This is a genomic window from Dyadobacter sp. HNCC25DJ184, assembly GCF_056895215.1.
This window is the reverse complement of sequence record NZ_JBXHAQ010000004.1, coordinates 308,322-320,834: the sequence shown is the minus strand read 5'-3', so window position 1 is coordinate 320,834 and position 12,513 is coordinate 308,322. Positions and strand designations below refer to the sequence as shown.

The 12,513-nt window shown below is 41.0% G+C and carries 7 protein-coding genes and 1 tRNA gene; 5 read left to right on the top strand and 3 right to left on the bottom strand.

Annotation, left to right across the window (positions count from 1 at the left end; all coding sequences use genetic code 11):
* Positions 1–72 precede the first annotated feature (72 nt).
* The 5 genes from AC1XUD_RS08305 to AC1XUD_RS08285 all read left to right on the top strand — a co-directional run bounded on the left by AC1XUD_RS08305 (position 73) and on the right by AC1XUD_RS08285 (position 6,957).
* Positions 73–4,026 (top strand): Ig-like domain-containing protein, encoded by a 3,954-nt coding sequence (locus AC1XUD_RS08305; RefSeq protein ID WP_483360507.1) that lies wholly within the window; start codon positions 73–75, stop codon positions 4,024–4,026.
* A gap of 163 nt (positions 4,027–4,189) precedes the next feature.
* Positions 4,190–4,642 carry a nucleoside deaminase gene (locus AC1XUD_RS08300; RefSeq protein WP_483360506.1) on the top strand — a complete coding sequence of 151 codons (453 nt, stop codon included), beginning with the start codon at positions 4,190–4,192 and terminating at the stop codon, positions 4,640–4,642.
* A 62-nt stretch (positions 4,643–4,704) separates the two neighbouring features.
* Positions 4,705–5,313: a superoxide dismutase gene (locus AC1XUD_RS08295; RefSeq protein ID WP_483360505.1), complete on the top strand. Its 609-nt coding sequence runs from the start codon at positions 4,705–4,707 to the stop codon at positions 5,311–5,313.
* A 97-nt stretch (positions 5,314–5,410) separates the two neighbouring features.
* A tRNA-His gene (locus AC1XUD_RS08290) sits at positions 5,411–5,486 on the top strand.
* Positions 5,487–5,736: 250 nt separating this feature from the next.
* Complete coding sequence (locus AC1XUD_RS08285; protein WP_483360504.1) at positions 5,737–6,957, top strand: site-specific integrase; 1,221 nt, start codon at positions 5,737–5,739, stop codon at positions 6,955–6,957.
* Between the two features lie 270 nt (positions 6,958–7,227).
* Here the strand turns inward: AC1XUD_RS08285 and AC1XUD_RS08280 are convergent, their stop codons facing one another.
* From AC1XUD_RS08280 to AC1XUD_RS08270, 3 genes are read right to left on the bottom strand one after another with little or no spacing between them, the layout of a single operon-like run.
* A complete protein-coding gene (locus AC1XUD_RS08280; protein ID WP_483360503.1) occupies positions 7,228–8,463 on the bottom strand; it encodes a 5'-methylthioadenosine/S-adenosylhomocysteine nucleosidase family protein in 1,236 nt (411 codons plus the stop codon).
* The gene (locus AC1XUD_RS08275; protein WP_483360502.1) at positions 8,460–8,903 is read right to left on the bottom strand and encodes a hypothetical protein; all 444 of its coding nucleotides are present in this window, start codon (positions 8,901–8,903) and stop codon (positions 8,460–8,462) included. Before AC1XUD_RS08275 ends, AC1XUD_RS08280 begins: the two co-directional genes overlap by 4 nt.
* On the bottom strand, positions 8,900–12,319 hold the full coding sequence (locus AC1XUD_RS08270) for a hypothetical protein (RefSeq protein ID WP_483360501.1): 3,420 nt from the start codon (positions 12,317–12,319) through the stop codon (positions 8,900–8,902). The genes AC1XUD_RS08275 and AC1XUD_RS08270 overlap by 4 nt, the downstream gene beginning before the upstream one ends.
* Between the last annotated feature and the right edge of the window lie 194 nt (positions 12,320–12,513).

The window sequence follows — 12,513 nt, the reverse complement described above, 5'->3', positions numbered from 1 at the left end:
CGAACATATTTTGTAAAATTATCTCTAACTTTGCCGCCAAGGAAAAGAGGGTAAGACACTTAAGCCATATTCATGAAAAATACGTTTATTCGAAAAGCCATACTAATAAATTTTGCTATCATATTAGGAATAGCTGCTTCATTCGCTCAAACAATTACAACTGTTACTATTTCGCCAACTACTTACTGCGCAGGAAGTTCTATTTCAGTACCTTTTGAATTAACAGGTACTTTCCCCGGAGGGACGGTTTTTAAAGCTCAACTCTCTGATGCGGCTGGTTCATTTGCAAGTGCTGTTGAGATAGGTTCTGTTAATTCTGAGAATCCCATTGACGCAAGAATACCTTTTGATGCAGCGGGTGGAGCTGGCTACAAAGTTAGGGTTGTATCGTCTGCAACTCCCGCAATTATTGGAACAGCTAGTGCTGTTCTTACAGTCAATGCAGCACCGGCGGCACCAGTAACGCAAAAAGATATTTATCGTTGTGAAGGAGCCGCAGCATTAACCTTAACTGCCACTGGGACCGCCTTAAAGTGGTACTCTTTTCTTCCTTCCACACCTCCCGTGAAGACATTATTGTCCGGGGCACCAACCCTTCCTGTCGCATCCGGTGGATCATATGGATTACCTGCGGCGCCAAGTTATTTGGTTACCCAGACAGTTGGTGGCTGTGAAAGTAGTGCTGCGGAAGTTTATATCATACCTAGATATGTGAGTGCAACACCAATTATTACAAATCCTGGGGATATATGTCAAAATTCTACTGTTACGGAAGATTTACTAAAGGGAACTATCCAGAATTATGATTTCAATGTGAATTTTTACGGGTGGAGAGATGGTGCCACGACAGGAACTGACACTCCTATTCCTTCAACAGCAACAGTTGGGTCAAAAGATTACTATGTGTGGTCTAATGAATCCATGAAATGTGCTAGTGCGGAAGTTAAAGTAACCGTAAAAGTGGTGGCAGCACCAGTGGCTCCAACTGTAGTCTCCACTGTGAATTATACAATGGGTGCATCAGCTACTCAGCTTACAGCCACTGGCACAAATTTGAAATGGTATTCAGTTGCTTCTGGAGGAACTGCTCTTGGGGCTGCTCCCACACCTCTAACGACAGCAGCTGGTACAAAAAGTTATTGGGTCACTCAATCGGCATCGCCGGATGGGTGTGAAAGTCCACGTGCGAAAATTGATGTTGTGGTTACTGCATGTGTTTTGTCTGCTGAGCCAACTTCTGCAACCCCTGTTAACTATTGTGCAAGTACAACAACAGCTCCAGCCCTCACGGCTACTGGAACAACAGGAGCTATAATTAAATGGTACAATGCTGCGGGCACATTATTGGCTAATGCTCCCGTGCCAAACTTAAATGTCGGCACAACAACTACTACCAAATACTACGTGACACAGACGGAGACTGGCAAGTGTGAGAGTACAAAGAAAGAGATTGTAGTTAATGTATATAAAACGCCAGCTCCAGGAGTAAGTGCGGATCCAGTTGAATATTGTGTTGGGGAAACAGCTTCTCCGCTAACTGCATCAGGTACCGCATTGAAATGGTATAGCAGCTTGACTGGAAATACAACTGTGTCGTCAACACCTTTAACCACGACTGCAGGAAATCAGATATTTTATGTGAGCCAAACTTTGAATGATTGCGAAAGCGAACGTTCAAGAATTGACGTGAAAGTGAAGGCAACTCCAGCTGCGCCAACTGTTACTGCACCGGCATCGGTTTGTGAAGATGCAACAGTGGCTTCATCAGTATTGCTAAATGCGGTGACTCCTAAGACATCGCTTTTATGGTATAGCGCTGCTTCGGGCGGCCAAGGATCTGAAACTGTTCCAGCGGTGGTGACAGCAACCAGCGGAACCAATAAATATTATGTAACCCAAACAGTGAACGGTTGTGAAAGTGCTACAAGAGCTGTGGTTTCATTGGAAATAAAGGCCGCTCCGGTAGCGCCAACAGTTACGACACCAGTGGCATATTGCCAGAACCAGACAGGCGCAACAGCGTTGACAGCCACTGGAACAAATTTGACATGGTATAACGCGGCAGGAACTGAACTGCCGAGTGCTCCAATACCATTCACTACAACCGTAGGAACTGTAAGTTATTACGTAACACAAACAGCTAGTTACACAGGTCCGACGCTTGCGTGTGAAGGTCCGAAAGCTAAATTGGATGTTAAAACAAATGGCCTTCCTGCCAGTGTTGTTGTGACCTCAGAAGCATTGTGCCAGGAGAGAGCTGACAAAACATATACATTTGATGCTACCGTGGGTGGCAATACTGTTAAATGGTATAAAGCCCTTACTGGTGGTACTGCCGAAACAACTGTTCCAACGCTAAACCTTAAAACGGCCGGTGAAACCATATACTATGCAACTCAGGTAGATTTGAACAAGTGTGAAAGTGCAACGCGCGTTAAAAAGAGTGTACTTGTGAAGCCTTTACCTGCGCTACCAGCTGTAACGGCGACGCCCGTGGTATACTGTCAATTTGTACCGGCAGTTCCATTGACTGCAACTCCTGTCGCTAACGCTAGTTTAAATTGGTTTGGAACGAATGCAACTGGAGGCAGTTCCTCAGGTGATGCGCCAGTTCCTTCCACTCAGGTAGGTGGGACAACGTCGTACTATGTTGCTCAGACATTAAACGGATGTTTAGGCGATCGGGCGAAAATTGATGTGACTATCAACACAACTCCTGTTCCACAAACAACTACGGCTTTAGCATTTTGTCAGGGAGAAACCGCACAACAGTTGACTGCAACCGGAAATGAATTGAAATGGTATAGAACTACAACAGGAGAATCACAGAGCACACCATTCACTCCATTTACAGAAAAGGTGGAAGATTACTCTTTTTATGTAACCCAAACCGGAGCCGCGAATCGTTGCGAGAGTCCGAAAGAGGAGATAAAAGTTCACATCAAAGCACTTCCTTCAGCAAGTATATCCGGTAATTCTACGATTGACCTGGGGGGCACAGCATCAGTGAGAATTGATTTTACCAGCGATGGTCCGTGGAAATATGTATTATCAGATGGCAAAACGGGAGAAACATCTACTCAGAATCTGGATGTGCAGGTAAGACCTAGCGTAACGACAACTTACCGTGTTACTGAAGTTTCAAATGCTTGTGGAAAAGGTATTCCTTTAGGAACAGCTACTGTGACTGTCAAGGTGCCTACAATTACAACGGGTAATCCATCGGTTGCAGAAGCATGTGCCGGAAAAACATTCCAGGTTCTTTTCCAAAAATCAGGCGATTTCCCTGCTGCTAATCAGTTTAAAGTACAGATAGCACCTCAGTCGGCGGATACTATGTTTTATTCGATACCATCGGTTGTAAACGGAAGCACCATCACAGCCACTTTCCCGGACACAACAAAAGGTGGAAACTATGTTGTAAGAGTTGTTAGCGAGGGAACGGATGCTGCGTTCACCGTAAAAGGTAGTGTAAGTCAAATTCCTATTACGGCTAAGCCGCTGGCAGTAGCCACTATTTCAGGATCTCAAACGATAGTTATCGGAGAAACTGCTCAGTTGTCTATAACCCTGACAAGCACAGGTCCGTGGTCATTTAACCTGAACAACGGGACAGCCGATTCGTTGATCAACGCCGGATCAAGCCCATATACTGTCGTGGTAGCGCCCGCGAAGACGACGACATATAAGATATCTTCAGTAACCAATGTTTGTGGAAGTGGTAGGGTGGAAGGAACGGCAAGGGTACAGGTTGATCCGATATTAGGCGTTGAACCTCCCGTTAAAGATTGGGCGAAGGTATATCCAACGGTGGTCCATGACCAATGCACTGTAGAGATTATCGGCAAAATCGAGGATGCGGGCGTCTCTGTGGACGTAATGAATATGAATGGGCAAATTCTGCAACATCGTTCTTCAAAAGAGAAAATCAATAACCTGAATTTCAATACTTATCCTTCAGGACTGTACCTGATTAGGGTCGGAAATGCAGACTTGAAAGAAACACATAAGGTGATTAAGCCTTAAAATTTATATAAGAAATTAGAATGGGATATTCATTGCTTGGCAATAATATCCCATTTTTGTTGGTAAGTGACGAGTGAAATACGTTAGCAGCATAAGTTAAGATGTTTTTTGAGCTTTGACGATAATGCGCAAATCACTAACCCATAATCGCTTAAAGCTAAAAATGGACATTCAAACCGATATTATAGATCGTTATTTTATGGCTATGGCGTTTCAGTTGGCGACTCAGGCATATGAAGAGGGTGAAATCCCTGTTGGAGCGGTCGTGGTTTCAGGTGAAAGGATAATTGGGAAAGGGTATAATCAAACCGAAAAATTGAACGATGTGACGGCCCATGCCGAAATGTTGGCTATTACTGCCGCATCGGGCAGTTTGGGTGGAAAATACCTGACCGATTGCACATTATATGTGACTTTGGAGCCCTGCGTAATGTGTGCAGGAGCGCTATACTGGACACAAATGAAGCGGATTGTGATCGGTGCAGAGGACGAAAAGCGCGGCTTTGCGCGTCATGGTATGAAAATTTTACACCCTAAAACTCAGCTAATAAAAGGAATAATGGCGGAAGAGAGCAAAGAATTGCTTCTTAAGTTTTTTAAAGGGTTAAGAACATAAACCTTCATTCTGCTGTTCAATCAATACGATATAACTTTAACAACCAATAAACCTTAATTAAAATGGCATTTACTCTTGATCCCTTACCGTACGCAAATAATGCATTGGAGCCGCACTTTGATGCATTAACAATGGAAATACATCATGACCGCCACCACCAGGCATATGTTACAAATTTGAATGCTGCAGTTGCAGGAACAGAACTTGAAGGCAAAAGTCTTGAAGAATTGTTGGCAAATATCAGCAAAGCTCCGGCACCGGTTCGTAACAACGGCGGAGGCCACTGGAACCATACATTTTTCTGGAGATCTCTTTCAGCTTCTGGAGGTGGAGAACCGACTGGGGAACTGGCAACAGCTATCAACGCAAAATTTGGTTCATTTGCTGCCTTCAAAGACGAGTTCAAAAAAGCTTCAATAGGCCGTTTCGGTTCAGGATGGGCATGGCTTATTGTAAAAGCGGGTGGTGAAGTCGCAATTACATCATCTCCAAACCAAGACAATCCGTTAATGGATCTTGCTGAAGTAAAAGGCACTCCAGTGATCGGTCTTGACGTGTGGGAGCACGCATATTACCTGAAATATCAAAACAAACGTCCCGACTACGTAGATGCATATTGGAGTGTAGTTGACTGGAAAGCTGCTGACGCACTTTACGTTGCGAACAAATAATCGACGATAACTAAAGGAAAAGGGTTGAAGGTTGAAAAAAATCTAGGTAATTCCCTTGTAACCTTCAAACCTTTTCCTACTTTTGTAATCCGAAAACGGAGGTTGTAGCTCAGTCGGTTAGAGCGCTAGATTGTGGTTCTAGAGGTCGCGGGTTCGAGACCCGTCTCCCTCCCTTGAAATAAGTTCAAAGTCAAACAAAATGCCTGTAAATCAATGATTTATGGGCATTTTTGTTTTTCAGATAGTATCAAAAAATGCAAAAATTCCCATGTTTCCAGTGAGTCTTTCGTGTAGTTCACTCACTTTGAGAAAAAGACTCACTGGAAACGGCATAACAAATTGATAGCAAGATGTTTACGGCGTAAACATCTTGATTGGCAAGCGTGGTAATTCGATATTTAACCACTTTTAAACGCTTGTGTTATGTTGGAGAAAACATTTGGCCTGCTTTTCTATTTAAAGCCCGCCAGAAATCAAAAAGGAACAGTTCGCTACGTTTACCTGCGAATTACCGTCGACGGCAAAGTCGCCGAGCTATCTACCAAGAAGTTATGGAATACTGAAAGGTGGAATTCATCAGTCGGACGTCCAGCTGGAAACAAGGAAGACGCCAAGACGCTCAATTCGTATTTGGATATGCTCACTGCCAAAGTTTACCAGGCCAAGAAAATCCTTACAGAGGATGATAAGGAAATTTCTGCGGAAGGGCTAAAAAACATATTGCTAGGAAAGAGCAATGAAACTCGCACGATCCTCGAAGTCTTTGCGCACCATAATGGGCAGATGGAAGCGCTCGTCGGACAAGAGTTTGCTCCGCTCACTTTGAAGCGGTATAAGACCGCTAGGGAACATACCGCTTCTTTCATTAAATGGAAGTACAAGAAGGATGACATGCCGATCAAGGACTTGAATTATGAATTCATTACTGAATTTAATTTTTGGTTGCGAAGTGCCAGAGGCTGCAACCATAACTCAGCCATCAAGTATATGAGCAACTTAAAAAAGGTTGTGCTGATCTGCGTTAATAACAAATGGTTGAAGAAAGATCCGTTTCAAGGATTTAAGTTGACGAAGAAAGAAGTTGTGAAGAACCCGCTATCCAGGGACGAGTTGAAACGACTTACTGAGAAAGTATTTGAAGTTGAAAGAATCGGCCAGGTGCGGGACATCTTTTTGTTCTGCTGCTACACCGGACTTGCTTATGTAGATGTGAAGCAATTGAAGACCACGGACATTGTTGTTGGGATGGACGGTGAGCCATGGATTGACACTACCCGCCAGAAAACGGATGCGCCTACACGCATTCCGCTGCTGGATACGGCCCTGGAAATTATTGAGAAGTATAAAGATCATCCGCAATGCTGTGCGGCTGGCGTTGTGCTGCCGGTTCTGAGTAATCAGAAGATGAATGCTTACTTAAAGGAGATTGCTAACCTGTGCGGGATTTCAAAGACGCTGACTTTCCATATTGCTCGGCATACGTTTGCAACGACAGTGACGCTGAGTAATAAGGTTCCGATTGAGACGGTTTCGAAGATGCTAGGGCATAGGTCGTTGAAGCAGACTATGATCTATGCTAAGATATTGGATGTGAAGATTAGCGAGGATATGAAGGGGTTGCGGGAGCGGTTGAAGGAAATCTGATCGAATTCCTAGGTAAGCGCTGGCTTCTGTTCAGCGCTTGCTAACTTTCTATGTAACAAGAAATCAGTTCGGTGCCAGCACTTTATAAGTAATTATCATTACAAAGGCGGATTTGCTTGATTTACACAATTTTCGACCTAAATGCGTACTCATAAATAGTATTCTGCCGCATCTTCATCTAGAGACGCAATATTTAACATGGCTGCCTACTTTAAAACAAAACTTCTTATTAATTCAAAATAGATGAGATCTGATTCTGATCAATGTTAACTATATCAGTTCCTCCATAATGAATTTAAAAACAAATTGAACACTTGTATAAGCAGCATAGTCTTGAAAATCATCATTTTTCATGTTATCCCCAAAATCTGAAACTGATTTGACCATCATTGCTTTTGCTTGTTCACCAAGAGTGTATTGAGCAGCATAATATAGTCCGTATCCTTCCATCTCAACTCCTAAAAGTTTTCTATTGTGAGCCTTTATGTCATCCAAGATACCGGAACTTGCGATAACGTAAGATCCGGACGCAATTGGGCCCATTTTCGCTTTCAAAGCAAAAGGAGGCTTATGGTATCTCGCAGAATTTTGTATGCCTGATAGGATATCTGCCTTTCTCAAAAAATTATTAACTTTTGATCTTAAATCTGGGTTCAAAATAATTGGCCTTGGATCGGGCTCAAACACAACGTCATCAGAGCCTTCAACATCTCTCATTTTCCCACTCCCATAATCCCATGATTGATCTGCAATCAAAATATCCCCAAAATTGAGCCCTCGATCTTTCAGGCCGGCACATATACCACACATAAAAATGTACTTTGGCCTGAATTTAAGGACAATCTTGGTCGTAAGGCTCGCAGAAGCCGTAACGCCCATTTGGTCTACAGAAGCTGCCACAACCTTTAAAATCTTCCCATCCTTAACAAAGTCAGTTGTGTGATAGATTACCGGATCATCTTCTAATTTTATCGCAACCCAATCAGCAGCAAGATCCAAAACTTTATCAAACTCGGGCTGGCTCAAGGCCGTAATAATAGCTACATCAAAAGTTCCCGTCTGAAGATTCCTAGCATTATAGCTTTTTCTGATATTAAGTAGGTGATTAACGAGATTCTTCAACTTGTCTTGCCAGTTTATTGACGAAGCATCATAGTTAATTAGGTACCATAAATGTGTACTAAAATGTTCACTGAAACGCGACTGAAATTCCTCGTACTGCGTTAGTCCGATAATGTGAGCTGGAGCGTTCAGGTTTGGATTTGAATTTATGTCACTCAGAAAACCAGCACCTTTTTCTGGCGTTGGATGATCCCCCAATTCGAGTGGCAAAACGAGATCTAATATTAAAAGATCGTAACTATTGCTATAAAGTAATTTCTTCGCATTCTTTATACTTGTGGCAATATCGACATTTTCATTGTTGATCATTAAATCCTCAGTCAGAAGCTTTCTAACAGTATCAAGCTTATATTCGTTGTCTTCAACAACTAAAATTCTTATCATAACACTCTTAGAATTGAATTTTTAAGTACTTCCTTCCAACTGTCATCTCCTGGGGAAAAATATACATACCCTCGATAGTTGCTTCCAAAATCAATAAGGAACTGTTCATGAAGTGACTGCAAACGAGTACCATCTACAAAATTCTCGTACATAGTCACGACGATTGCATTAATGTCGATATCTCTAAGAAAAAGCTCTTTTAAGATTAATTTACCTGCTAGTGGAATGGGCTCGCCACCTGGTTCACCAGGAGACACATCGTATGTCGGCATACTGATATCTAGTAACACTAATGAGTAAATGTTGCGAAGGATAAGTTCTTTCAGACCACTGTTGTACGACCCTTTAATGGTTAGCGAAATATCGGGAAACTCTGTCTGCATGAACTTTGTCAGCTGTTCCGCCTTATACTGATTATCTTCGATTAATAATACATTCATCGTATGAGGTCACTAGTGTTTATTTGAACTTTAACGGTGTATAAACCATTTTCAATCTCCGCAGAAAACATATTGTCTCTATTCTTCAAATCGGATATAATAATTTTCCTTGCCTTATGAAACCCTGACTTTCCCTCAGATGAAATCTTAATCTGATTTATCGGACTTCCATGGTAAGAAGATTTGTCTAGTTTATCCGGATCTGGGTCAGAATTACTAATGACGATAGATATGATTGAATCGGAGTAATCTACTAAAAGTTCCGTCATGACCGAAGGAACATTCGTAGAGTGTTTTAGGATATTTTCGAAGAAAATACGGAAAAGATCTGCAAAATGAGGATAATACTCGCCCTTAATCATACAATCATTCTTGATAGCTTTTCTTAGGTCAATCCGCTTTGAAGGAAATCCATGTTGTAAATTTTCCAGGACGACGGTTACAACACGATCCACTGTAAAGTCATTAGTAGTAGTGCCAGACCGATTGAACCAACTCGCAATTCTATCTAGGGCATTCTGTACCTCCGTACGACAAGTAGTAATATTAGTGTAAACCTCAGGTATTTGTTGCCTTGCAATAACAGCGGAAAGATCACTATCCAACTTATTAAGTAAAGTATTAAAGTCTGATTTAATATTTGTATTAATCTTTTCTCTAATCAATCCTAGATTGTCGTCTGTTCGGCCCCAGAGAATAGCAATCACCTTGTTCAAGAACTCCGAGTAACTCTGGACCTCTCGCATTCCCGTTGCAAAAATAGTAAGTGCTGTCGGACTGAAGTAGTAATCAAACCAAGCCGGATTTTCTTCGATGGGATCAACAGAAATTTGTAGATTAACCCGAATTAACTTTTGAATCTCTAGATCAATAACTTCAGAAAATTTAGCAAGTACCCTTTGAAGTTCCGCGCGAGCGTCGTCACTCAGATAACCATACCTGTCGTCCCAATGATCAACTCGCTGATAAACTCCTGTCAAATTGTCTTTATTAGAAATCAAAAAGTTCCTTTCAAAGATTGGCCGAAGCACTCCTAAAAGCTCGCCGTGACGGATACGGGTACTCAGATAGGCAGTGATGCCAAAGTTACTATTTAAGAACTTATCTTTCACAATATTAAAGAGCTCCTCAAAAACGTCTGTCAAAGGATGAGAGGAGAACACCTTATTTTCCGACGAACCATCCTTTCCCTCGACAGAGCTAATACTTTTAAGTTTACCGCTTCGGACGTCTAGGAATAGGACATCGGTATTTTTAACCATTTTTGTGATAGTCCTAAATCTATTAAATATACCTTCATAGTCGGCTAACTCAGAAATAAGCAGGCCTTGTTCATTCACGTAAATTTTGCTTTCGTCCAATTGTTGAAGCCCATCAAGAATAATTAACTTCTCAGTTAGACCGTTAAGCTCTTCAGCATAAGCAAAACTATTCAATGGGTCTATCTGACTAAGGAGTTGTAGAATTTGAATCCTTTCCGTGTAGCGCTCCTTAGTACCGTCAATGAATATTGAGTGTTTGAACAACTCAATCGTACACGTGTTAGAAAGGAAAAATATTGCCTTTCGAAGATCCTCAGATATTACATTCATGGGTAGCTGTGATGCCCGCTCAATGCCAATGGAGACATTAAATCGTTCATATGCTGTATGTCTTTCATTTTCGTCAGATCCGCTTAATGTGTAGAATATTGGCAGGTTGATAGTCGGAGATACATTGCGGAATTTGGATTTACGAATCGAATCGTGTAAGGGCAAGCAATTTATTTTTTTTGCTATAATTTTATTCTGAAAGTAGGTTCTAATATATATGTCAATTGCCGAATCAAGTAAATTGCTGGCACATAGGTCAAAAAACAGCCCATTTGCAACAACTTCAAATATCGGAACGATTTGGTCATATTCATTATATAGATCAGTCCATATAGGCAACGATCTCTTAAAATATTTTTCCGCTGATAATGCCAAAGCCTCTTCCAACATTGCGGATTCAACGGGGAGCTCAATTGGACTAAAATCGTAGCGGCCTCTCAGACTTTTATTTACATCTAGTTTAGCTGAAATAGAATCTGGCATGATAGACAACAATCCTTCATAGTATTCTTCCTTCGCTTTCTTGTTAATAATTGACTCACCGAAGGTTGTATAGGTCGCACTGTATGAAAAGCTGTCAAAAGCCTTCCATGGTAATGAATTCGTCGGAGATTCTGACGATACAAAATTGTGTACACTTGGTGCAATCGAAAAATTTGCTATTTGTAAAGTTAATCTATTCAAGAACGATAAACTGTCGTCTGGTGCCTCCCCGCGCGACAACACGTTGTAAATAGCACTAATTATCCTAGACTGAAGATTGATCCCGGCAACTGGCGCAACTAAACTTTTGTTAAGATACAGGTACGATAATGCATAAATAATATAATGTTCGAACACCGATGGATCGTTGATTAATTCCAATCGCAGAATCTCAATGGCCTTATGATAATTTCCGCCTACAAACGCATCAACAATTTCTTGCCTACTCTTTTCAACATTGATAGATTCTATTTCCTGAGCGCTACACAAAATTGCAAGCTTATCGATGTTTTTATCATTAATTTTCTTACGCAAATATTTTATTTTACTTTGTACAAACGAAAAGAGATTCAGGGGTACATCATCGGTTGTCAAGATCAATCTAAACACTCGAATTAACGTGAGATATCTATCGACAACAGAATTGTAATTTTCAAAGAATAATAAGTGAGAAAATTTCGAATATGAGTTTAGTCCATAAAAATTCAGCTTATTATAATATCCCTCGATATCCTCGCCATTCAATCCAGACTCTTGTGAGGTAAGGATGTCGCGAAGGTCCGATCGGTATTTTAAAAACGAGAAGCTTTCCTCAGATTTAATACTGAGATAATGGGCTATAATGGGAGTAAATATTCCTTTGTTAACTTTGTTAAATTCGCTCAGGAAATTTTTTTGATCTTGTTGTGATTTAAAAATTTCTAACAAATACAATCTACTTTCCAGCGTCCAAATTGAACAACAAACATCTTCTTCAATCGCTGTAAGTATTTTTTCACAGCGAACGTATTCCCCTAAAAGTAATGACTTTTCGTATTCGGCTCTCAAATCTACAAATTTCTGAATCCTGTTAGCATGTTGACGAATTGAAATCAATATCCAATTAACCTCATCCTCAAAGTTCGATGTTGAAGGATTAGGAGTAGGAGAACCGAGCGATTCGTAATTTGCAGGTAATGGATTTCCAAATATATACTCTGATAATTTTTTATCCGATCGATTAATTTTCTGGTCAACTAGCTCACAAAGCTCAGAAAAATCAAGCGAGGTTTTTAGCAATCGAGTCTTTACTCCTTTATTTACTTTGGGATTGAATATATTGTAATAGAGGGGCTTCCACATGTGCAAATTATAAATTGTGACTACGGGCTATTTTGGGAAGGTAACTATTTTTCCAAATTAGACCAATCGTTTTTGTATAACTATTGCTACTAATTGTTCCTTAAATGGGTTCGAATGCTTACCCAGCCTTGGAATTCGACGCCATCGTGCCGCAAGTATTTATAGAGAGTTACCTTATGTCCTATCTTAGTTGG

Coding starts and splice junctions, on each gene's coding strand:
- AC1XUD_RS08295 (WP_483360505.1), top strand. CDS start 4,705: ATGGCATTTACTCTTGATCCCTTACCGTACGCAAATAATGCATTGGAG.
- AC1XUD_RS08270 (WP_483360501.1), bottom strand. CDS start 12,319: ATGTGGAAGCCCCTCTATTACAATATATTCAATCCCAAAGTAAATAAA.
- AC1XUD_RS08300 (WP_483360506.1), top strand. CDS start 4,190: ATGGACATTCAAACCGATATTATAGATCGTTATTTTATGGCTATGGCG.
- AC1XUD_RS08305 (WP_483360507.1), top strand. CDS start 73: ATGAAAAATACGTTTATTCGAAAAGCCATACTAATAAATTTTGCTATC.
- AC1XUD_RS08285 (WP_483360504.1), top strand. CDS start 5,737: ATGTTGGAGAAAACATTTGGCCTGCTTTTCTATTTAAAGCCCGCCAGA.
- AC1XUD_RS08280 (WP_483360503.1), bottom strand. CDS start 8,463: ATGATAAGAATTTTAGTTGTTGAAGACAACGAATATAAGCTTGATACT.
- AC1XUD_RS08275 (WP_483360502.1), bottom strand. CDS start 8,903: ATGAATGTATTATTAATCGAAGATAATCAGTATAAGGCGGAACAGCTG.